This is a genomic window from Bacteroidota bacterium (genome assembly GCA_016706255.1).
Lineage (GTDB): Bacteria > Bacteroidota > Bacteroidia > Chitinophagales > BACL12 > UBA7236.
In genome coordinates this window covers 1-24924 of the sequence record JADJJZ010000015.1, presented here as the reverse complement: position 1 = coordinate 24924, position 24924 = coordinate 1, and the positions used below count along the sequence as shown (strand labels likewise).

Genomic DNA, 24924 nt, shown 5'->3' with positions numbered 1-24924 from the left:
TAAATTTGTGGAATGAAAGCCATTCCGTTTTACATATTGTTTACCTGTATGGGTTGCATTTTCCCGCTTCAACTGGCAAATACCTGTTCATGGGGATACGACATCGATGAGTCAAATCTTTCGCCCTTCAATTCGGAAATGCTTGGTTTACCGGAGTTATTCCCGTTTTATTACTCCGAACATTACTACAACGGCGACCCTAATACCGATTGGAGTTCATTAGGCGGAACAATCGACCTTTCCTTATTTGATGGCACTCAACAAAACCTTGAAGAATGGAGCAGCTATTTCAAAGGAATACCAATAAACGATATTCAATCTATTATTTACAATACCTCAGTTGATGATTATAGCGCTTTTGCAATTGCATTGAAGGGAAAAAGCAAAAATGTTGGCGAAATATGGCTGAATAATGGGGTTCTTAAATTTTGGATGAATAACCCGAAGGACCCTTCGTTTAAATATTTAACTTTTGCAAAAACTGTTGAGCCACACGTGCAACCCGATTATTCCTGGGAACCCGTTCCACGCGATACTGCTTTACTTGCATCACTTAAATCAGAAGCATTAAAAGAATTAAAAAAAACGGATGATCCTTTTATAAAATTGAGATATGCATATCAGGCTGCACGTTGTGCGCATTATTCAAAATCGTATCAGGAATGTATCGATATTTATAATAAATATGTAGCCAACGAAAATTCCAATACTCAAATTAAATATTGGAGTATGAGTTTAATGGCCGGTGCTTATTGGCGATTAAATCAATTTGCTGAAGCCGGTTATTACAATGCATTGGTATTTGATAATTGTTTAAGCAGAAGATTAGGCGCTGAACGCGATTTTTATATGGATAGTGAAGCTACATGGCAAAAATGTTTGAGCATGTGCAAAAATGATCATGAAAAAAATGTGTTGTGGTTTTTAACCGGTGTTAATCAAAATAATTCAACAGTTCCTGCATTAAATGAAATGCTTAAAATAGACCCGGGTTCAAAAGAACTGGAAGTTTTACTTGCACGCGAGGTAGAAAAAATTCAGCGCACTACTATGCCTACGCGCTGGTGGAATGGCAATAGTGAAGACATATCCGACGAATATAATTACATTTCAATGGAGCCCAACGATATTGCTGACATTTTAGAAGTTATTAATAATGGGATTCAGATAAACAAAATGCGAACACCGGCATTCTGGTACAACACAGCAGCATTTTTATATTTTATTGATCAAAAACCGGAACGCTGTAAAGCTATGTGTGAGTTGGCGTTACAAAATGCAAAAGGTGATGCACAACAAATTCAACAGGCAAAAATTACATCTATTTTAAATAAAGTAAATCTTGCATCATCAGTAACGCCTGCGTTAGAAAAACAATTACTCGACGATTTAAAATGGCTGAGTGTTGCCGAAGATCAAAGTGAATATGCCAACCGATTTAAAAGTGATGCTTATCGTATAGTAATGTTCAATTTGATGAAAATGTATTTAAGCGCAAATAATTCATTACTCGCCGAATTATGTCGTGCCAGAGCAGTTGAATATTATGATATTTATGAAGAACCGGAAAAAGCACCGATTGATGAGCTGTATGATTTTTTCACTTCAACTAAAAAATCGGCATTTGAAACATTTTTAGCTGAACAATATCCTTATGGTGCAGATATTATGCTGGAAATAAAAGGCACATTATTAATGCGGGAAAATAAATTAAATGAAGCAATAGCCATTTTCAAAAAAATACAAAATCAGCAAGATGTGCTTACATCACTTTCTGCAGACCCATTTATCATTCATATCAACGATTGTCACGATTGCGACTTCTCTGCCTACCCAACTGATTTAAATAAATTAACGCTTGCAGAAACTATTTTACAATTACAGGCTAAAGCCAACGCCGAACCAAAAAACAGCGCTGAAATTTACCATCAGCTTGGCAATATTTATTATAATATGTCTTATTGGGGTAATGCCTGGAACGCGCTTGATTACTACCGTTGCCACGGATGTGAAACAAATTCTGTTGACCCTGACGATAGTTTTTATTACTATTATAACGATCAATATGATTTGACCCAGGCAATTAAATATTACACCTTAGCCGCAAAACAAAGTAGTGGAAAACAGTTTGCAGCATTAAATTATTTTATGCTTGCCAAGTGCGAACAAAATGAATATTACAGAAGCGATGATTATGACTATGAAAATGAATCGGGAATTAAACTGGAATATCAAACCAATTTCAGCATTTTAAAAAATCAATTCAGTGAAACCGATTTTTACAAAGAAGCTATTAAAGAATGCACCTATTTTGAGTATTATGTAAATAATCACTAAGCTTTAGCTCACCCTTTTGTGGTATTGGTGAATGAAAAAAAGTTGTTTATTTTTACTTGATTACACCTTTTTTACATTTAACCACCTAAATTTTATTGTATGCGTAAGTTTATACCTGTTTTTATCCTTGCCGTACACACACTCTTTTTTCAATCCCTTTTTGCTCAACCCGCTACGTGGGAAAGTCGCGGTATTGGCGGAGGCGGAGCACTTTTCGCCCCTTCGGTGAATCCCGGAAATACCGCTGAAATGTATATCGGCTGCGACATGACCGAGGTATTTCACACCACAAATTCCGGTGTTAGCTGGTCTACAGTGCCTTTTAACGAATTATTATCGGTAACCACTTCAAAAGTGCAATTCACCTCCGATAATCTCATCCGTTACGCCGTAAATTTTGATTTTTTTACAGAAGCTTCATTTCCGGTTAAATCAACCGATGGAGGAATAACCTGGAATCCGATTACCGACCCAACAGGTGGCGAATGTTATTCCATTTTTGCAGATGATAATTCCACCCAACGAATTGTAATTGCATCCTACAACCGAATTTATTTTTCATCGAATGGTGGCACATCTTTTACAAATATTTATACCAACATGGGAAGTGGTGCTGCACATATTGGCGGCGTGTTTTTTGATGGTAGTAATGTTTATATCGGTGCTGCAAAAAATTTAGTGGTAAGTACCGATAATGGTGCAACATTTACCAGCAATACATTAACCGGATTACCGGTAGGTAGAGGAATAATTTCATTTGCAGGTGCTAAAGCCGGAGCAACAACTCGATTTTTTATCGTTGGTTACGACTTAGTTGATATTTATCCCGGCGTTACAGGTGCAGATTTTAATTCCTATAAAAGTATTTACAAAATGGATTATGCCGTTGGCGCTTCATGGACAGCAGCAGCTACTGGAATAAGTGGTTCAAATAAACCATTTTTTGTGGATATGGCCGAAAATAATATCGATATTGCTTATGTGGCAGGCGGCAATTCTTCAACAGGATATCCTATTGTTTATAAAACAACAAATGCAGGCGCCGGATGGTCAGCAGTATTATTAACTAATAACAACGAAAATATTTACACCGGTTATCAGGGTGATAATGGTGATGAAGGATGGTATTATGATGAATTTGCCGAAGGATTTGATGTTGCATCCACAAATTCAAATGTTGCCGTAATTACCGGCTTGGGATTTCCGCATTTTACAAATGATGGCGGTGTTACATGGAAACAACAATATGTAAATCCTGCTGACCAAAATCCGATAAATGTAGATATTGTTAAAGGAAAAAATTATGCCGGTGTTGGTATCGAAAATACTTCCTGCTGGAGCATTTGCTGGAGCGATGCAAATAATATGTTTGTCGGCTTTAGCGATATCACAGCAATAAGAAGTGGTGATGCGGGTGCAAAATGGAATAAAAATTTTACAGGCATTACCGAAAATTCAGTTTACCATGTAATTAAAAATTTCGGTAGCGGAAAATTATATGCGGCAACATCAAGTGCACATGATATGTATCAAAGCACGTATTTAAAAGATGATGTTATAAATGGCGCAACTGGAAGAATTTTAACTTCTTTAGATAATGGTGCAAACTGGACCGTGCTGCACGATTTCGCAGATCCGGTTATTCGACTTGCATTTGATCCGCTTGTTGCCAATAAAATGTATGCCGCAGTTATTAATTCAACAACCGGCGGAATTTATGTTTCTTCAAATATTAATTTAGGCGCCGCAAGTACCTGGACAAAATTATCTAACCCTCCACGCACTGAAGGACACCCTTACGATATTCATGTATTAAATGACGGTACCTTAATTGCTGTTTATTCAGGAAGAAGAACTGCAGCAGGTGTATTTACTGCCAGCAGTGGTGTATTTAAATCTACTGATGGCGGTACAACATGGACAGATATTTCTGACCCCGGCATGTTTTATTGGACTAAAGATTTAATTGTTGATGCAAATGATGCAAGTCAGAATACATTTTATTGCGCAGTATTTTCCGGTTGGGGTGGTGCACCAAATGGATTGGGTGGAATTTATAAAACAACCAACCGCGGAACATCATGGACAAAAATTAATGCATTAGACCGCGTTGAATCAATTACCATCGACCCGAATAATGCAAATACCATGTATGCAACAACCGAATCAGAAGGATTATGGATTACAAATAATTTGAACGTTGCAAGTCCCGTATTTACAAAAGACCCGAACTATCCATTTCAACATCCTGTCCGTGTAATTTTTAATCCTTTAAATACCAATGAAGTTTGGGTAACCAGTTTTGGTAATGGGTTGTATGTTGGCAATCTCGATAATTGTAATGCACCAACAGGACTAGTTGCAACCGATATTACTACAACCTCTGCAACAGTAAGCTGGACGGCCATTCCGGGAGCTGATAGTTACAAAATAACACGTAAACAAGTTGGCGGATTAAGTTACAATTATACTAGCGTTTCAAATACTTATACCATGACCGATTTAATTCCGGGCACTGTCAATAAAATATTTGTAAAAGCTAAATGCGATGGCGTTTATTCCGCTAACTCGTCGAAAATAACAATTTATGTTCCTGCTAAATTCGGTCAGGTTCAAAGTGAATTATATATTTTCCCTAATCCGGTTTCAGATGTATTAAATGTATTTTACCGAAGCGATGAGCGCAAAATTATTGATATCACATTAAGTGATATTACGGGTAAAATTGTATATATTCAAAATACACAATTAAATATCGGAGAAAATAATATTAGTATTGATGTTAATACATTGGGAAGTGGAATTTATATCATTAGTGTTGGAGATGTGAAACAAAAAATTGTAGTGAATTAATAAATTTCAGGTGTTAATCTGTATAAATAAAAATGCGACGGATTATTATCCGTCGCATTTTTTTATCAATAATATAAAATATATTTTATTCTACAACAACCTTCCTGCTGCTGATATTACCTGATTTATCTATAATATTCATCAAGTAAATACCGGGAATTAAATTACTGATATCAACCTGATAATAATTTAATCCCGTTGAAATCGATTCAGTAAGTTCTGTTTTAATAATTTTTCCGCTAATATCGGCAATTGTAATTGTTGCGCCTGATAAATTAATATCACTAGTTATATAAACTTTATCTGAAGCGGGATTAGGAAATAAATTAATTGCATTTTTTTCCAACTCGTGATTACTTAATGCCGTTGGTAAATTTAATCCGGTTGTATCATCTACAAAAAAATACATCATTACCATCATTTCATCTGCACTGGTTAATCCGAAACCAACTGATTCAGGACCATCATTTACCCATGTTGTTTCGTATTTAATGCCTTCTCCCCATTTAATTGGCAACATACTTTCCCAATAACGTGTTGGTGGATGTTTATAATCGTAAATTTCATCTAAACAGCCCGGTACACCTTCAGTTGCGCCGCATGCACCATCAAATATCTGCTCGCCCATTTCATTATCTGCAGTGCGTTTGAAAATATTAAAATCAGAACCATATTTATGTGTATGGCAGCTCATTGCCCAAACAAATAATTCATCATCACCATGTCCGGTTTCAAATGCTGAAGCAACATCTGTATGTGGTGCACCATCATTCGGCACAAAAAAACTTTGATTCGATAATAATACAGAATACATGGTTTGTATTGCTGTTCCGACAGGTTGCGTATAAATATTTACATAAGCTTCGCAGGCTAATGCTTTGTCGGGACTGTAATTAATATAATGTGAATTTAAATTTAATACCGTATTATCAACCCAATTAAATGCAGTTCCTTCGGGTAATACTATATTTTGCGGGTATTGATTTGCAGTTACTAAATCTATACCTGCAAAGTCCGGTCCATCATGTAATCCGTAAGGTGTATAATCTGTCCAGAAAGCATCTGTAAAACGATACGTAATAAAGTGATGTGAATATTCACCCATATAAGTATCTACGCGAATCACTTCCTGGTCTGTTGGAATTTGAGTGTAAAATTTAGTGAAGTATTCATGTTCTGCTTCCGGCCATAAAAAGAACGGTCCAAAATGAATTTGAAATCCTTCGCCAACTGCAGGAGGTGCCGGTGGAGATGGCACACTTTGAATTCCATCATTATCATAAAATTCATTTATCAATGTTATGTCTACCGCAGTATCACTTTCATAAGCACCATACATAATCCACTGACGAATTAATTCGATGTCTTTATTGTTTAATGGAGATGCACCTTGTGGGCATGCTGCACCTTCACCTGCTCCGAGATTTACATCAAGCGCAAGGCCGTTATTTATTTTACTGAAAACAAAACTTTTATATGGCTCACCCGGAAATACACGTTTGTATCCTTTACCGGCAGATGTCGCATTGGCCGGTGAAATGTCGTATAAATTGTCATACACTTCGCTGATGGATGCACTTAAATCCAAACCGCTTTCATGTCCTGCAATATGGCAGCTACCACAATTTGTCTGCAAAACATTGTAAACCGATTCCCAGGTTGTGGTCTGACTAAATGCCAGGTTTGCTGAAATAATTCCTACTAAAAATAAAGAGTGTCTTTTCATAAAATAACTTTGAGCCTACGAAATTAGTGAATTGTTACAACTAACAAACGTCGAAAGTCCGATTTGTTACACTACTGTGGTCAAAATAATGACACTTTTAAAAAGTATCGGCCGCTAATTGCTCGATTTCAGGGTATTTGAACCGGAAACCGGCATCCATCAGTTTTTGCGGAATTACCCAACGGCTTTTTAAAATTAGCTCCGTTTCGGTGCCAATCAAAAATGCCCCAAATGCTAGAAACCACCGTGGTGTAGGCAAACCGAAAGGAACATGGTTTGATTTCCTGATGGCCGCCATAAATTGAGCATTACTAATGGGAGTTGGCGCAGTGACATTTATAATACCGTTTAAATGTTCATTTGCTATTATAAATGTAATTGCTCTAGCAATATCTTTCACATGAATCCAGCTCATCATTTGTTTTCCGTTGCCCATTTTTCCACCCAAACCTGCAAATACTAAATTTTTAAATCGTTTATAAACACCACCGTTTGTGCCAATGGTAATCGACATGCGTAATATTATTTTTCTTGTTTCCGGTAACACCAATTCATAAAAACTTTTTTCCCATGCCTTACAAACATCCATACTAAAATCGCTGCCAATTTCACCTGTATTTTCATCCATCGGTCTGTCGTCGGCATGTCGGTAAATTGTTGCCGATGCGGCATTAAACCAAATTTTAGGCGGACGTTTTGCTTGTTGAACTGCAATGCCTAATATGTGGTTGGCATTTAATCTGGAATTTAATATTTCAGCTTTATTTTTTTCTGTGTACCGACAATTTACACTTTTACCGGCGAGATTAATTAATACATCTGCACCATCAATAATTTTACTCCAATCGCCAATTGTTTTTCCATCCCACAATAAATACTTAATATTTTTTTGGGGTAGATGTTGTTTTCTCGATAAAATAATAATTTCGTGGTTTGATTCAGCAAAATAATTGGCGAGATAAGTTCCAATAAAACCGGACCCGCCTGCGATTACAATTTTCATAGTACTGTTTTGTTTTTAATTTCAGGAATAACCTCATCTATTCTGGCTGCAAGCTTCGGCAAATGGCAGGTTGGCACCTTTGGGAACAAATGGTGTTCCGTATGATAAAACATATTATAAAATAATTTAGTCCGCCATTTACCGCGAACAGTGCGTGAATAAACACCACCGGTATCACAATCGTGATGAACAGTCCACACAGCAAAAAATGAAGTGCAACATTCACCAATTACCATTACCGTAACATGATAAGTAATCCAGTGAATATCAATTACAAAATAAGTAAACAACATAATTCCTGTAATTACAATTAATTCAATGAGTATCCAGATGCGCATATTTTTATTCGCATAACGCATTGCTGTGCGGTGTATCATAATAATAAAATACGGTCCTGCCATTATTGCTTTCCACCAAGGCATTTTTGCACTCATGGCTTCAACATCTTTTTCGCTTAACGGATGTTTATGGTGTTGCAGATGATTATATTTTACAGCATGCATACTTGCCATCATGGCAGTACTTAAAAAAAACAACAACCACTCTGTTGCACGTTTCGAAATACCAACTGTATTATGTTGTGCATTGTGCGACTGTCGTAATCCGGTTAAAAAAAAGAAAAACGAACAAATTAAAGCCGGTGCATACAAACGGAAATACGCAAATACGCAGGAGGCAATTAACCATGGTAAGGATAGCAGAATTTCATACGCAATTTCCCTGCGCGAAAGTTTTTGTAAATCTTTCCAGCTAATTTGTTGCAAGCGGTCGTCAGAGTGGAGTTGTTTTGCCATTGTAGTAGTGTTTTAAAAGGTTGGGATAAGCAGGTTGTTTTTAATTTTCATTTCTTTCAATAATTATTGAAAGTTTATAATAAAAAAATTTAGCGCATCAGTTTAATAAAGGTATTTACAAACCAGTTTTCATCACTTTTAATAATAAGCTCCATCATTTTTTCTCCTTTATTGGTAAGCCCGTCGAGGTCTTCCATTACTTCACTAAATGCAGCAAATTCTTTGTTTTTGTGGTCGCCCTTCAATCCTTTTAATTCGTGAATCACTTCCATCATTGGATCCAGCTCACGTTTTTTACGTTCTTTAAAAATCAACCGGAACACCTTCCACATATCCTTTTCAGCCACAAAAAACTCCATGCGCTCGCCGGTTTTAACTTCTTTGCGCACCAATTGCCAGTTCATCAACTCGCGCAGGTTCATGTTCACATTGCCGCGACTCACCTGCAGTTGCGCCATAATTTCGTCGGTAGAAAGGGCTTCCGGGGCAATGAGCAAAAGGGCATGAATTTGTGCCATCGTGCGGTTGATACCCCACTGACTGCCCAAACTGCCCCAGCTTTGAATAAATTTTTCTCTTGCCTCGTTGAGTTCCATGAGACAAATTTATTTCATGTTTTCGAACTTTCAAAACTTATTGAAAGTTTTTTTTCATTACATATATTTCGATAAAAACGCCCTGAACTCATGTGTAAGGTCTTCAAAAATATGTCTGTGGGTGTCAACGCGATCGCGCAAACCTACTTCATCGGCTACTGCCACGTGCATTGCAGCGGGGTTGTTGACAGCTAGGTCGCTATAAGATTTTTCAACGCGATGTAAATCATGCATCAACTCATCACATGCTTCATTTTGACGGATAAACTGGTTTTGAAAATGTTCGGTATGCGCCATCACCTCTTTGCCGGTGTTTTTGCTGATAATTTCCTCCAGACGCAGGTTAAATACTTTTAACTCATCTTTTACATAAGCTACATAACTCATCCATGCCTTTACCTCTGGGTGTAATTCGGCAATATGTTTTTTGGTATTCATAACGTTTAAGTTTTATACTCAAAGATGGAATTTGATGAATCCAAAAAATATAAGCGAAATCAGTCTGAACAAAAACATTTGTCACCCTTTAACCCATACAAGGTATAGTACAGGGTTACTTCTTATCATCTTTGGTATAGTCCAGCAGAAATTTTCTGAACTCCTTACTTGTGGTAGCATATTTTAAAATCAGGTACCGCAAAACATGCGGGGGCAGGTAGCTGATGTTTTCTTTTATTTCATCATAACCTGTTGCATCCGATTTTTTTAATTTGTGTGCTTCGTTTTTAATATAATATAAAACGGCAATCACATGTTTGCAAGGATCTTCCGTATCGCTGCAATTACATTCATATCGCAACAACGAGTCGTTCATGATATTTAACTGCACAACATGGTCGTCGTAACCCTGCACAATGGCCATCCATTCAATACCATTTATATTAAACACCGACTTAACCCGCCCTTCGCAATAATAATCATATCCGCGCAAGCGAGTTTTTTCGTTTGTTTCTGATTCTAAATGTTGGAGATGTATTGGCACAAGTGCAAAATTACATCAACGAGCAGGTAACTTATAATTGAAAATAGGTATTTTTAAACACCCGAATTTTATACCTATGTCCAAACGAAATTTAGCAATCCTAATATTGATTGCAGGAATAGTGCTGCTATTATTGGCAATGCTTAGAATTGTCAACTTTTTTCGAATATTAAAGCAGTTAAACACACCGGACCCTACAGCAATTTCAATGGACGTATTTGGTTTAATTTCATTAGGTCTGTATTTTATTTTGGGGATAGTATTTATCGTGATTGGAATTACTAAATTGAAGAAATTAAAAATGCCCAAATAAACTTAGCTAACGCAGCATCAAAGCTTTACAAAATGACGAACAACCACTTCTCCTTCAATTAACATCTGTACAACATAACAACCGGGCTCAAGTGCCGAAATTGAAATTTGATGAAAATCTGTTGCCTCATTTAATGTTAGCAGTTTTGTTCCGGATATCGTATAAATACTTATAGATGAAATTATTTTATCGGAATTAATTTGTAATATCTGCGATGCCGGGTTTGGATAAATAGCAACATTTAATAAATCATTTTGATGCTCATCAATGGACACAAATTTGCTGCAATTACTCATTTCATTATCAATAAAATAATGTGTTTCCAAATAAGCCCTTAAAACCGAAACAATACTATCAGCAAATTTTTCTCGGTTTACCGCATTATCTCTAACACCTGTATAATTACATTCAATTTGAAACCCATCAATTGTTCCTCCCGAATACGATGAACGTTCAACCGTATTATATCCACCACTGTAATAATTATCTCCTGTCAGCGGAAACGGGTCTGCTGCAGACGGAACCGAAGCATATCCTGCTTCCTGCATTAATGTGCCGAAACTTATTGCACCTCTTAATAATTCCGCATGCGTAAAACCTCCTGCATTTGTTGCCACTAAATGTTGAATACTACTATAATTAATATAAGTATCTGTATTTAATTCAGTATCTGTTAATTGCAATTCATCATCATATAATAAATAACCAATTTCTAATCGCTGCTTTGGGTTGCCATGTCCGTGCAAATCAATATATAAACCTTTACCATATTGTTCCATCACCGTACTTTCGGCAATATCAATAAAATCATTAAAATCGTTCCATGCCTGTTTGGCTGAATCATTACCACATGCACCTTCCGCCAAATTTCTGTTGGCATCCAGTTTTTTTCTGTCGAGTAAATTAATAACCACATGCGCATAACATCCAAATTCTGCATATATCGAATTTTGAATGTCGCGAATTAATTCCTGCGTATAAGCATCTGTTGCATATACGGCATCAAAACAAGTTCGGTTGGGAATAACCTCAGGCTCAAGATAACCACCATGCGGTGCACTAATAATTATTGGCAGTGAGCCGGGAATATATTCTGTATAACCATGAGCACCGTAATAGGATACTCCGGGTGTGTAGGTTTGTGCATTTACATTATACGTGCAGCAAAGCAGCATTAAAATAATTAAAACCCGAAACGTTTTATGCTGTTTCATTTTGTAGATATCGATTTTTGCAACATCAAAATAAATGTATCAGCTTGCAAATAATTTAACTGCTCATATTCCAATCCCAATTTTCTGATATTAGCAAAATACAAATCATGATTATCATGATAAAATCGCTCCGATTCAATAAACCAGGCTTTAGAACCCAGCTTTTCTGCTAAAAACCATTTTTCAAGCAGTCGGCTTGCGCGACCGTTTCCATCGTTAAAAGGATGAATTTTCACAAAAACAAGATGTAACATGGAAGCAAAATACAGCACTTCAGCAAATGTTAAATCCGCTTGCAATAACTTGGTAATATCGTCGAATAAAAAATTGACATGTCCATTTACTACATGTGTTGCTGCAGCAACATATTCAATTTTCCCAGATGCAGATAAAACGTACATGTTTCCTGTTCTAAATGTACCCTGCTGATGGGGCTGCAAAATATTTTTTGTCAGTAAACCATGCGCCATTTTAAAATTTTCAGCCGTCAGTGGATTTTCTGTTGCAAATTGATATGCATGATATAAATCATCAATTTTACGTGTGTAATCAGGTTGAAATTCAACATGCTGAATACGATGTTTTATGAACTCGTCTAAAGTAATTATTTCACCTTCAATACGCGAAGAAAAAACTGCTGCAACCGAATGGTAAAAATTAAAAGTAGCAGTTGAAATTTCACTTTCCTGCAATGCATAAAAATCATCCGCTACGGCATTATTAAATAAATTAACATAGTTATTTAATAACGTTGCAGGTATAATTTTAAGTTCTATTTGCATCAGTTAAAATAAATAAATCAATATGCCATCAGCGCGCTCAACTTTTCTTTTAACCTGGCATTTGCTAAAAAGTTTTGCTCCAGTTCAATACTAAATGGAATTGGTGTATCTAAACTTGCACAGCGCATTACCGGTGCATCTAAATAGGTAAATAATTTTTCAGAAATATATGCTGCAATTTCTCCGCCAATACCACCAGTTAAACTATCTTCATGTAATACCAAAACTTTTCCGGTTCTTTTAACTGTTGCTTCAATAGCATCATAATCTAATGGCAACAAGGTGCGTAAATCTAAAATATCGGCACTTATATTATTTTCTGCACAAACTTTTGTTGCCCAGTGTACACCCATACCATAAGTAATAATAGAAAGTGAATCACCTTTAGTTACCAATTTTGCTTTTCCAATTGGTTCAGTGTAATAATTATCAGCAATATTTTCGGTGATGCTGCGATACAATGCTTTATGTTCAAAAAATAATACCGGATTCGGGTCTTCAATAGATGCCAGCAACAAACCTTTTGCATCATGTGCATTACTTGGATAAACCACTTTTAATCCAGGAGTATGAAAAAACCATGCCTCATTACTTTGTGAGTGAAACGGCCCTGCGCCAACACCTGCACCGGTTGGCATGCGGACAACCGAGTCGATATTTTGTCCCCAGCGATAATACATTTTCGCCATATTGTTTACAATCGGATTAAATCCGCTGGTAACAAAATCGGCGAACTGCATTTCAATAACTGTCTTCATTTTTTTAATCGACATACCACAACCTGCACCTAAAATTGCCGATTCACAAATGGGCGTATTGCGCACACGTTCCTTACCAAATTTTTCGATAAATCCTTCTGTAACTTTAAATGCGCCACCATATTCAGCAATATCCTGACCCATAATAACCAATTCAGGATATTTTTCCATGCCCAAAATCAGTGCATCACTAATTGCATTAATAAATTTTTTAGAAGAAGTATTTCCTGTTGCAGCAATTACGTTTTGTTGATGTGGCGCATATACATCATTCATTTCTTCATTGGTTTCGGGAATAATATCCGGTTCATTAAAACCGATTTCCAAACCGTATTCTATTTCATGTTTAATTTCTTCTCTGAATAAATTATTTAATTCATCATTTAATATACCTGCTTCGCGTAAATACATTTCATAATTTACAACAGGATCTTTTTTTGCCCCACAAATCAAATAATTCTTTCGGAACATATTTTACACCACTTGCTTCTTCATGTCCGCGCATTCTGAACGTCATACATTCCAGCAATACCGGTTTATTTTCGGTGATACAATAATTTCTGCATTCATTTAATACACGAACCATTTCCAGCAAATTATTGCCATCCACCGTTAATGCACGCATGCCATAACCAATACCTTTGTCGGCAATACGCTCACATAAAAATTGTTCGCTTGTAGGAGTGCTCAGTCCATATCCATTATTTTCAACAATAAAAATTACCGGTAATCCCCAAACGGCAGCAACGTTAAGTGACTCATGAAAATCGCCTTCACTTGTTCCACCTTCGCCTGAAAAAACAACGGTTACTTTATTTTCCTTTTTCAATTTTGCAGCAAGCGCAATACCGTCGGCAACTGCCAATTGCGGACCTAAATGCGAAATCATACCAACAATGTGATATTCGTTTGTGCCGAAGTGAAAACTGCGCTCACGGCCCTTGCTGAAACCACTTTTTTTGCCCTGCCACTGATTAAACAATTTCCCAAACGGAATGCCGCGACCGGTAAACACGCCCAAATTGCGGTGCATCGGCAAAATATATTCATCGGCTTCCAGCACATAAGGCACAGCGCAGGCAATCGCCTCCTGACCAATACCGCTGAACCACTTACTCACCTTGCCCTGACGCAGCAAATTGAGCATTTTTTCCTCTATCATGCGCGGCTTCAAAATCCGCTTGTATAAATCAAGCAATTGTTCATTACTCAGGCTACTTCTATCGTATTGCATTACGCGGCTAAAATGTTGTAAATCCGTGTCCATGCCGCAAAGTTACAACGAATTCGTCGCACCATGATACCCTTCATTAGTCTTAAAACAGGTCAGAAAATATTTGGAGTAGCAACATCCCCCACACCAACGCAATCCCCTACCGGCTCTCCACTCCAACAAACCTAAAAATCCCATTTTTACTCAAAATCGGCTGTTTCATTGGTACATCGGTACATTCACCCATTAGCACATTAGCTAGTTTGTTTCCGTTTCGATCCGGACTAGATGTTACTGAGTCGTTATTATTTTATTAAATTTCTACCAATAAAGTAATGGATAAATTACCTCTGTTTTATTTGATACCCAATAGCAAAAATTGTTTTTTACACATTATTAATTAACTTTAGCAAGAATAAATATAAGTAATTGCCAATATTAGTTATAAGTAATTGAAAATCAATAAAATGGGATTAAAATTTAATTTTGTGCAAGGCAACTATTCGTTTAAAATTTGGGTTTTATTAATCGTTATTGTTATCTGCTTAGCTATACCTCTAAATATAAAATCACAGTCAGTTATACTGCGATGGGATGAAAATTATGGAGGTTATGGATATGATAACGCTTCTGATTTAATTTTAATAAATGAGACAGAATTAATTATTATTGGTAAAAGTAGTTCGATTGATGAAGACGTAAGTGAAACTTTTGGTAATGGAGATATCTGGCTTTGTAAAATAGATACTGCACGTAATTTGTTATGGGAAAAATCATTTGGAGGTTCAAGTGTTGATTACCCGAACAGGATTGTAAAAACAGTCGATAGTGGTTTTGTAATTGCAGGATACAGTTATTCAGATGATGGTGATGTGGGTTAAGTTATGGCAACAATGATGGCTGGATTTTTAAGATAGACAGTGTTGGTAATTTAGTGTGGTCGCTTGTGGTTGGGGGCTCTAATTCTGATGTGGTAAACGCCATTCAGCCAACTGCAGATTCGGGGTTTGTGTTTACGGGTTACAGCCATTCAGTGGATGGCGTGTTTACCGAACATGTTGGTCCGGAAACTAGTGCCGACGCTTATATTGGAAAAATTGATGCTTTTGGTAATTTATTATGGCTGAAAAACCTTGGGATTCCGTATGAAGACCGGGCAAACGATTTAGTAGTAGCAGAAAACGGGAATATTTATATATGTGCCACAAAATTGATAGCGGATGGTGAAAATCAGGAATACCGGATACTAAAATTGGATAGTGCGGGTAATATTATTTGGGACTATGGTTTTGGTGGCAGTGAATATGAAGAACCTTTTACCATTGCCTTACTACCTAATCAGGATTTACTAATAGCAGGTGAAGCAGGCTCACATACCGGAGATGTAAGTGGTCATTATCCTGGCGATAATCGGGATTTATGGTTATTGCAACTTGATTCGTTAGGTAATATTGTTTGGGGAAATGCATATGGCGGCTCTGGTGCTGATTATGGAACAGATATTGAAATTATCGATTCCAATAATATCGTAATAACAGGAGTGTCAACTTCTCCTAACGACGGGGACATAAACGGCCACCACGGTGGTTTTTTTTACTCTGATTACTGGATACTTAAAATTGATTCAATTGGCGTTATTCAATTTTCACAATGTTTTGGCGGCTCGGGTATTGAAGCACCATGTGGCCTCGTATTAAGAAATAACTTTTCCTATTATTTAGGGGGTAGCTCAACTTCAAATGATGGAGACATTACAAATCATTATGGTTTTGGTGATTCAACGCCTGATTACTGGCTCATTAATGTTGAACAAACCTGCCCTTTAGTTAAATATTATATGGATGCAGATGATGATTTATTTGGTGATACCAGTATTTATATTTACAGTTGTAATGATACGGTTGGTTATGTATTAAATAATTTGGATTGTAATGATAACAATCCAATGATTTACCCCGGAGCAAATGAAATTGAAAACAATTTGGATGATGACTGCAATGGATTAATTGATGACAATGTTTCAATTGCAACTTATTTAAACAACAGCATACAAATTTATCCCAATCCCGCCTCTAATTGGTTAGTAATTTCTAATGTAAGCGGTATGCCGTTAACATTTTCGATAAAAAATGCAATTGGAACATTAGTACAACCGGAAGTCAACATTACTAATACAATTTCAATTGATATTAGTAAATATGCATCGGGAATATATATCGTACAATTTGAGGAAGGGGCTCTTATTAAATGCTTGTCGTTTATAAAGGATTGAATTAATGTACCGATGTGATAATGTACCAATGTACCAATGGAACAGCCAAATTTTGAGTGAAAATAAAATTCGGAGCGTTGATTTATAATTTGCAAAGGGTAACCACAGAGTCCCCGGAGAAACAGCCCACAGAGATTCTATGTTAAAATCCTAATTTTTAGTAAATTTGTTTTATAAACAGAACGGCTTTTGCTAGTTCGTGAAGAGCTGCATCTTGATGTGGCTCTTCTTGCTTTGCTTTATGATAATCCGGATCAAAGAACTGGATCCTTTTTCCATAATACATATATTAGCACTAATATTTTACGTTGCACTGCAACTGCTCCTTTCATTTTTAATCCTGTTTTAGATATTATTCTGGTATATAAATTTTTTGATGGTTCATAATGATTAATTGATGTAAAGGCCGGGAAGTATAAACATTTTCGTAAATATTTATTTCCTCTTTTTGATATTCGCGTTTTACCTCTCACCGATGTCCCTGATTGCTTCTCTATCACATCTAGCCCTGCATAACTGACTAATTGACTTTTATTTCTAATGAGATTAAATCCATTTGTTTCTGCCACAACAATAGCTGCGGTAATCATTCCAACTCCTTTTATACTGCACAACTTTTTCATTTTTTCTTTTAAACAAGGGTTAGCGTTGATTAGATCCTTAATCTCTGTTTCAATTTCTTTAATTTGCTTATTCATTATTTTCAACTGCTGTTCGATTCTTTTAATGCTACCACTGTTTGGCCATGCCACTTTTTCAGCGTGAAGTTGGTTTTTCTTCATTGTTCGCTCAAGCAGTAATTGGTCGCGTTCCCGCGTCAACTGGCGGATTTGGTTAAACACTTCTTGAGGAGGTGACCATGGGTCTACATTCTTTTCCAGGCCAAACAACGCAATGATTTTAGCACATTCTTTATCATTCACTGTCTTTACTTTAAGCGTGCCGGCAAAAGCTTTCACTTTATTGGGCAATAACACAGCTACTTTATTTTTACTTTCAAATAAAAACAATGCAGCCCGTTCATGATAAACACCTGTAGCCTCCATTAAAAACACCACCTCGCAATCGGTATTCATTAGTTTTTTGCTCCACAATAATAATTTTTTTAGTCCTGCAGCATTGTTCGTAAATTTTGAATTAGAAAGGATTACTTCATCAAATGAAGCATGCATAATACCAAAACTACAGTCCAGGTGATCCTTGGAACAATCAATACCGACGCTTTGTCTGATTCTTTTCCATTGATTTAAGGTTTAATAAATGAATAATAATTAATAAGGAAGTTCTTCCTTAGTCTTGTCTCGTGGATTTATCCAAAGTCATTCGTTATACAAATGCTCTTAAATTCTATTCAGACTTAATGAAGAAGCGAAAAGAATGAGGATAGTTCTCTGTGTGTGCATACCTTAAGGTTGCTTGGGCGCAGATCATCTCTCATCCTTTTCCCTTATTTTTCTACTAAAATCTTAAAATTTCAATTAATTTCCTTAAAAAAGTAAACATACGAGGTCGCGGAGAATTACGAGTTAAATTTTAATTATGTTTTCCTAATTAAATTTTATTCGTAAAACTTAAATTAACGAATAATTCCTCTGTGCCCTTTGTGTGTATTTTCTCAGCGTTCTTTGTGGTAAAAAAACAATACTCCATTAAAATATTTAAGTATAAATAATAACTCAAAACGATAAAGGATTATCAAATTTAGTTGTGATAGAAACGATATAGTAATTTCTAGCCCCGATCGGAAATGAAAACAAGCTAATGTACCAATTTGATAATGTACCGATGTACCAATGTAACAACCGATTTTGAGGTATATTTAAAATTAGTGGCTTGTTGCAATGAAGAGCGGGCAACGATTTTCATTGGGTGAAAAATGTGGATGCTCCAAAATATTTTTTATTTTTATTTTATTTATAGAAATTAGCAATTAAAAAAGGGGAAACGCTCCTCTCGTTTACCCCTTTATCTGTCAGGCATGAAAAAAAACTGTTACATAAATATATTTCCCAATGGCGTGGTAAATTCGCGTTTGCTGCCATCCATATCAATTGCATAAACTACAACGGTGGGTTTCATTTTTGCAAATTCAATTCCTGTTTCATCGGGTCCATAAAATTGTAAATAACCATTTTGCTGAAAATGCTCCCACGAACAATCGGCAATTTTTGTTTTACCATTAAAAAATACAATTGATTGAATATAGGCTACCGGAAGTGTTAGCGCAATATGCGTTACCAATTTTGCAATGATGTGGTCGATATTTTTCCGGTTGAACATGTGTGCTGTTTACAAGGTCAAAAATGCACACCTTACCACGCAAAATCAAATACAAAATGTTGCGCTATCAGCAACAGAAGTTTGCCGAATACGGAAAATAAATCAGGAAACTGTCAGGAAGTCAGTAAAATCAACGCTTTCAGACAGTCAAAACATGCGACAAAACCAATACCTATCGCAGGCCGATAAAATTTGTTTGTAGAAAATATTAAAATCAGGAAGCCATTCGGTAACGAATTAAATGCTGATAAGGGAGTGACACAATAAAATCTTTTCCTTTTTCATCGGTACCGGTAATTTCAATTTCGCCATGCTGAATATCTGCGGCTTCGGTTCCCGTTTGAAAAATAAAACAACTGCTGTTATTATCCTGATGAAATGCCAATGCCAAACGTTTAGCTGCTTCTTCATGTTTTTCGCTCCAGAAACAGGCAGCAACAATTGTATTTTTTACAATAAATGATACCGAATTAATATATGCAATCGGATAATTAATAGCCACTCTGGTTACTATTCCCGGTAATATCGCTTTTAAATTTTCTATGCTCAACATAATCATGTGTTTTTTTGATGATTCAAAATTCAAGTATAAACAGATATCTTTCAAATACACATTTATTCTGTTTCCGTTGTTATATCTTATAATATAAACGAGCCAAAAACTGTACCCAAGCACAAAACCCTTACAAACATTGCTTATCGGCGCATTAATCAGCTTGCGAGATTGGGGACATAATTTTTACTTTTTCGAAAATTGTGTAACAATTCCACTAATTTAATGTGGCGAGTTGCCCCGAAATATCTTTAATTGCTGTTTCCTGCATATCGAGTTTTACAGCGGTGGCAGCTGTAACCAGGTCGAGTTTTGCGAAATATAATTTTCCTTCGGCAGAGCCCACGCCGGTAATTATTGCTTTTTCGCCCTGAGGCACATTATGAAAAACTAATTTGCCGTCACCATTATCGCTAGGTAATATCATTCCTTTTCGGTCGGTAAATATTAAAACAATTTCCGTTTTATAATCTTTAACGGCATCGACATATAATTCAACGGTAGGTTTATTATCTTCATAAAACTGATCACAATTTATCCAACCTAATCGCGTGGCTTGCAAAATAATTTTATTCGCATTAATTGTTTTATCCATAATTAATGTGTCGTATGAAGTGCCTTCATTTTCGACCCAACGTTCCGTAACTTTAATGCGCTGACCTAATTTATTAAAGTCGAATTTGCTGCGCCATTTTTCAATTGTATCGCTCACAAATAATTTTGCACCGGAAATATTCCATACCTTATCAATTTCCGAAGGATTAGCCGCCGGTGTCCAGTTAACTACTTGCGTTCTTGCATTTTCATTACCATAAAATAATCCGAATCCATCATTTTCTTCACGCTCGGCAAACTGCACCTCCATTAAGGTTCCGCCTTTTAATCGCAAGGCATTATCATTTCTCGATGCCTCAATATTTATCATGCCGGCCGATTCCAAAACCTGTCCGTTTGATGTAGTAGTTAATTTTTGATTTATAATATCCAGCATCGAATAATATTCGGTAATGGCAATTGTTACATCACCGTTTGGCACGCTACCATTTTCATAAACCAGACTATTTGCAGGGATTTTAATTCTTGTTCCTTCGGCAGCAGTAAATTCAATATCGCGATTGGGTTTAACAAAAAAACTTGTGGTTTTTTATTTCGTTGTGCCAGTTTATAATCGGTCCATAAAATAATATCCACTCTTCTGTTCATTGCTTTTTCAGCTTCCGTTTTATTTTTATTGATGGCATTTGTTTCACCATAATATTTGTTTTCCACTGCATAACGGTTACCATAAACTTAGCACTCACATTACCCACGCGCTTCCGACAACGACATATTTGAAGCATCCGAACCATCAGGATCAGCATAACCTTTTAAAAACACCGCATTATAACTCGAATCCTTAGCCAAAGCCAAAAAATCATCAATGGTTAAAGCATCAGCAGGATTTAAATCGGCCTTGCCCTTTTCAAAATAAACAGAAAATGTTATGGGTTGAGATTGCGCAGATAATTCAAGTATACTAAACACAAACAAAGTAGCAATTAATATACGCATAGGTGTGAGTTTCCCCAACAAACGTTAAAACCCAAAAATTTATTGTTACCCCCAATTCTATCAAAAAAAATTACACCCTCCCTTAGCGCGCTTTGCCTCCCCCGCATATGCGAGAAACATATCCAAGCAAACCACAGCATACAAAAAAAACATATCGTTCAAAAAAACCACACCCTCCCTTCGCGCCCTTTGCCCTTGGCAGCTTTGCGAGAATCACATCCTACCAAGAAACACATCTTACAAAAAAACATTCATCCGAAAAACACATCCTACAAAAAAACCACACCAACCCTTCACGCCCTTTGCCCTTGCGCCTTCGCGAGAAACACATCATACGGAAACACATCCTTCCAAGAAACACATCATACAAAAAAAATTATCCCGAAAAAAACCCACACCCAACCCTTCGCGCCCTTTGCCCTTTGCGGCCTTCGCGAGAAACACATCCTTCCAAGAAACACATTATAAAAACACATCATACAAAAACATCTCCCCGAAAAAACCCACACCAACCCTTCGCGCCCTTTGCCCTTTGCGGCCTTCGCGAGAAACACATCATACAGAAACACATCCTTCCAAGAAAAACATCGTACGGAAACACACTCGTCCGAAAAATACATCATCGCGAGAACCATCCCTATAGGACCCAATTAACTACCAAATAAATAATTCAAATTTTAGCGATCAACCCATCACTCCGTAGTCGTCAACTTTTCATCCCACATTTTATTGAAAGACTTCGGCGCAATTTTAAACATCTCCCTCCGCTTACCCCACGAATTTTTAAACAACATTTTCAGCGCCATATTTTTTATCGATGGTGAAGGTTTCTCCATCGTTTTTCTGTTCATCATTGAACGTCGCCATAGTTTCCAGACTGTTCGTTCAGTTAACGTGCTATACCCTTTTTCAACAGCTTCATTTCTATTATACAACAACAAACTGTGCAACTCGATATTCATAGGACAAACCTCAGTGCAATTACCACATAAACTGGATGCATTACTTAAATGTTTGAACTCATCCATTCCCTTAAAATGCGGAGAAATAATTGACCCGATAGGTCCTGAATAAGTTGTGCTGTAGGTATGTCCGCCAATATTTTTATATACCGGACAAGCATTTAAACATGAGCCGCAACGAATACAATACAATGCTTCGTTGTCTTTCTTCTGCCAATAATTTTGAGCGACCATTGTCTAACAATATCACATACATTTCTTCCGGTCCGTCGGCTTCAATTTCTTTTTTGGTCCGGTGAAATGGTATTATATACAGTTACTTTCTGACCCGTTCCAAACGTAGATAACAATGGCCAGAAAATATTTAAATCGTTTACACCGGTAAGCATTTTTTCGATACCCACCAATACAATATGTGTTTTAGGAAAACTGGTGCTTAATCTGCCGTTACCTTCATTTTCGGTAACTGCAATGCCGCCGATATCCGGATAAATAAAATTCGCACCGCTGAAACCAACATCTGCCTGCACATATTTTTGACGCAAATTTTTCTTTAACAAGTGTTAATTCCTGGCCGTTAAATTTAAATCAAGTATTGAGTTTTTGTGAAACAATTTGTCCACATCGTCTTTACTTAGCGCATGGCAGGCGTAACAATATGGTAAGGTGCTTCACCATCTAACTGCTGAATATATTCACCTAAATCGGTTTCAACACTTTCAATATCATGTTCCTTTAAAACTCATTCAGGTTAATTTCTTCCGGTTGCCATACTTTTAGCTTTAACATCCATGCAGGCACTTTTTGTAGAATTTTCAGTTTTTCCTGCTGAGCTTCTTTTTTTTCATTGTTAGCCCATATTACTCTTTACCACGTTTGCTGTGAAATTTGGTTTCAAATTCGGATAAGATACTTATCGAGATTTTCCTTCACTTTCCACTTTGTTTTTAGCTTTTTGCGGAACATACTCTAAATCGGCATATTGTTTTTTGCTTTAATAACGGTAGACATTATCTTTCTTCGATATTAAACAACAACTTGCGTTTGTGTTTCACTATCGAATGCTTTAGTATCCGCTTTTGTAAAAATGTTTGCAGTAAATTGGACATGTGTTGTTCGCAACGGGACAAAATACTACATATACATAGATATACGTCAATATCTTTCCTTATCATATATTTGATATGCCCAAAATAGTTCCTATTTTTGATTTCCTCCATTATCCTGATTATGCTCAAAAATTACTACTGCCTTATGTTGTTTCCTGGTGTTACCGGCCATGGTTTTTTTGCATCAGGTGGTAACCGAAAAACCATAGATTTTGCAGGCATCCCCGTTGAATTTATCCTGTTTGGTTAACCTTGCTGGGTATTGCTTTAATGCACAATCATGTATTAAAAGTGGCATTGAGCGGACTTGCAGCGGTTTTGATTCTTAAAATGGTTTAGATTTTAACCTGGTGCATCACTTGGAAGAAGAATGGAAGGTGTTACTTAATTTACTGGGCTTACTGCTCGGATTTGCCATATTGGCCAAACTTTTGAAGATACCCATATTCCGAAGTTGCTGCCGAAAGTATTGCCCGACAACTGGACAGGGCCTTTGTGTTGTTAATTTGTATTTCTGTTATCCTCATTTCTCGACAATATTGCTGCGGCTATGATTGGCGGAAGTGTTCCCCGACGTGGTGTTTCGGGGCAAAGTTCATCATTGGATCTCGCTGCAATTGTTGCCCAGTAACGGAGGCGGCTCCGGTTCAGTATTGGGGGATACTACCACTGATGATTTGGATTGATGGGGGTTAACCCATGAATGTTATGCATGCTTATGCGCAGCTATTCCTGCCCTTTTGTTTTTCGGGATTGTCGCAGCGGTTTTTGCAACATCGTTATCACCCAATGTTGAAGGGCGGTATGAGGCACCCAAATTGATTATCGCAAGCTTGGTTTGTGTGTTTATTTTGGGTGGAGCCATTGCTGCCAATTTTATCTTATTTTCCTGCAGGGGTTTGGGCAGCTGTTTTATTATAGGAGCGATAACGCAATTGAGTGGGAAGAGCTCCAAAAGCTGTGCCGGGACCATTTTTCTGCTCCAGTCTCGTGCTTAATGGCCTCTATGATGCCCGTAAATGCATTACCCCCTGCTTCGTGGCAGACTACCTTTGTTTTGGGCTTTATTTCCAGTAGTTTTCGACAATATTCCACTTACCAAACTGGCGCTTGATCAGGGTGGTTACGATTGGGGTGTGTTGGCCTATGCTGTTGGATTTGGGGGCAGTATGTTGTGGTTTGGCTCCAGTGCCGGTGTGGCAATTACGAATATGTATCCGGAGGCAAAATCGGTTGGTGCCTGGTTAAAAGGCGGCTGGTTTGTAATTGTAGGTTATATAGTTGGATTTTCCATTTTATTTCACTTTTTGGCTGGCATCCGCACGCACCCATAAACTGCCGACACGGAAACCGCGCTGTATATGGATTCCGTGACTTTTAACAAATAATCGGGTAATTAGCTATTGGGTTTTTACCTAATTTTAACGTTATAACAATCGTGCTGCAACTACTATTTAACCGTTCCAAAGAATGACGACCTCAACGGATGAGGTGTTGCTGGAGCGAGTATAAACGCTCAGGGACAGTAAGTATGCAGGTGAAATTTAAGCGATAGCCCACCTGGTTTTAGGGGTTTGCATGAAATACCTTAAAAACATGGATGAAGCCCCAGGATACCACCATGAT

The 24924-nt window shown here is 36.9% G+C and carries 18 protein-coding genes and 3 pseudogenes; 5 read left to right on the top strand and 16 right to left on the bottom strand.

From position 1 onward, the window contains the following. Positions 1-12 precede the first annotated feature (12 nt). Together IPI65_15785 and IPI65_15780 are read left to right on the top strand one after the other, a co-directional pair. The gene (locus tag IPI65_15785) at positions 13-2337 is read left to right on the top strand and encodes a hypothetical protein (GenBank protein ID MBK7442929.1); all 2325 of its coding nucleotides are present in this window, start codon (positions 13-15) and stop codon (positions 2335-2337) included. Between the two features lie 99 nt (positions 2338-2436). Further along, on the top strand, positions 2437-5190 hold the full coding sequence (locus IPI65_15780) for a T9SS type A sorting domain-containing protein (GenBank protein ID MBK7442928.1): 2754 nt from the start codon (positions 2437-2439) through the stop codon (positions 5188-5190). Positions 5191-5275: 85 nt separating this feature from the next. On the opposite strand, the gene IPI65_15775 is transcribed toward IPI65_15780, so the two are convergent. From IPI65_15775 to IPI65_15735, 9 genes and pseudogenes are all read right to left on the bottom strand, one after another. Beyond that, positions 5276-6916 carry a T9SS type A sorting domain-containing protein gene (locus IPI65_15775; GenBank protein MBK7442927.1) on the bottom strand — a complete coding sequence of 547 codons (1641 nt, stop codon included), beginning with the start codon at positions 6914-6916 and terminating at the stop codon, positions 5276-5278. Between the two features lie 97 nt (positions 6917-7013). Next, on the bottom strand, positions 7014-7919 hold the full coding sequence (locus IPI65_15770; protein MBK7442926.1) for a TIGR01777 family protein: 906 nt from the start codon (positions 7917-7919) through the stop codon (positions 7014-7016). Further along, positions 7916-8713, bottom strand: a complete 798-nt coding sequence (locus tag IPI65_15765; GenBank protein MBK7442925.1) for a fatty acid desaturase — start codon at positions 8711-8713, stop codon at positions 7916-7918. The genes IPI65_15770 and IPI65_15765 overlap by 4 nt, the downstream gene beginning before the upstream one ends. 89 nt (positions 8714-8802) lie before the next feature. Continuing rightward, positions 8803-9309: a transcriptional regulator gene (locus IPI65_15760; GenBank protein ID MBK7442924.1), complete on the bottom strand. Its 507-nt coding sequence runs from the start codon at positions 9307-9309 to the stop codon at positions 8803-8805. Between the two features lie 57 nt (positions 9310-9366). Then, positions 9367-9747, bottom strand: a complete 381-nt coding sequence (locus tag IPI65_15755) for a hypothetical protein (protein ID MBK7442923.1) — start codon at positions 9745-9747, stop codon at positions 9367-9369. A 115-nt stretch (positions 9748-9862) separates the two neighbouring features. Continuing rightward, the gene (locus tag IPI65_15750) at positions 9863-10291 is read right to left on the bottom strand and encodes an SWIM zinc finger family protein (protein MBK7442922.1); all 429 of its coding nucleotides are present in this window, start codon (positions 10289-10291) and stop codon (positions 9863-9865) included. A gap of 330 nt (positions 10292-10621) precedes the next feature. After that, positions 10622-11818: a T9SS type A sorting domain-containing protein gene (locus IPI65_15745; GenBank protein ID MBK7442921.1), complete on the bottom strand. Its 1197-nt coding sequence runs from the start codon at positions 11816-11818 to the stop codon at positions 10622-10624. Further along, a complete protein-coding gene (locus tag IPI65_15740) occupies positions 11815-12600 on the bottom strand; it encodes a Fic family protein (protein ID MBK7442920.1) in 786 nt (261 codons plus the stop codon). Before IPI65_15740 ends, IPI65_15745 begins: the two co-directional genes overlap by 4 nt. Before the next feature lie 17 nt (positions 12601-12617). Next, positions 12618-14592 (bottom strand): annotated as a pseudogene (locus tag IPI65_15735) (dehydrogenase E1 component subunit alpha/beta). Positions 14593-15059: 467 nt separating this feature from the next. Here IPI65_15735 and IPI65_15730 point away from each other — a divergent pair. Both IPI65_15730 and IPI65_15725 read left to right on the top strand, forming a co-directional pair. Beyond that, positions 15060-15452: a hypothetical protein gene (locus tag IPI65_15730; protein ID MBK7442919.1), complete on the top strand. Its 393-nt coding sequence runs from the start codon at positions 15060-15062 to the stop codon at positions 15450-15452. A gap of 65 nt (positions 15453-15517) precedes the next feature. Then, entirely contained in the window at positions 15518-16843 is a 1326-nt protein-coding gene (locus IPI65_15725) for a T9SS type A sorting domain-containing protein (protein ID MBK7442918.1), read from the top strand. Positions 16844-17097: 254 nt separating this feature from the next. Here the strand turns inward: IPI65_15725 and IPI65_15720 are convergent, their stop codons facing one another. From IPI65_15720 to IPI65_15690, 7 genes and pseudogenes are all read right to left on the bottom strand, one after another. Next, positions 17098-18075, bottom strand: coding sequence for an IS110 family transposase (locus tag IPI65_15720; GenBank protein ID MBK7442917.1), 978 nt, complete (start codon positions 18073-18075; stop codon positions 17098-17100). A 760-nt stretch (positions 18076-18835) separates the two neighbouring features. Beyond that, positions 18836-19123 (bottom strand): hypothetical protein, encoded by a 288-nt coding sequence (locus IPI65_15715; protein ID MBK7442916.1) that lies wholly within the window; start codon positions 19121-19123, stop codon positions 18836-18838. A gap of 214 nt (positions 19124-19337) precedes the next feature. Continuing rightward, positions 19338-19676, bottom strand: a complete 339-nt coding sequence (locus IPI65_15710) for a hypothetical protein (GenBank protein ID MBK7442915.1) — start codon at positions 19674-19676, stop codon at positions 19338-19340. Positions 19677-19893: 217 nt separating this feature from the next. Continuing rightward, entirely contained in the window at positions 19894-20712 is an 819-nt protein-coding gene (locus IPI65_15705; protein MBK7442914.1) for a hypothetical protein, read from the bottom strand. Beyond that, entirely contained in the window at positions 20694-20945 is a 252-nt protein-coding gene (locus IPI65_15700; GenBank protein MBK7442913.1) for a hypothetical protein, read from the bottom strand. The genes IPI65_15705 and IPI65_15700 overlap by 19 nt, the downstream gene beginning before the upstream one ends. Before the next feature lie 33 nt (positions 20946-20978). Next, the gene (locus IPI65_15695) at positions 20979-21227 is read right to left on the bottom strand and encodes an OmpA family protein (protein ID MBK7442912.1); all 249 of its coding nucleotides are present in this window, start codon (positions 21225-21227) and stop codon (positions 20979-20981) included. A 692-nt stretch (positions 21228-21919) separates the two neighbouring features. After that, positions 21920-22978 (bottom strand): annotated as a pseudogene (locus IPI65_15690) (lactate utilization protein). 525 nt (positions 22979-23503) lie between these two features. Here IPI65_15690 and IPI65_15685 point away from each other — a divergent pair. Then, positions 23504-24679, top strand: a pseudogene (locus IPI65_15685) (citrate transporter). The last annotated feature ends 245 nt before the right edge of the window (positions 24680-24924 follow it).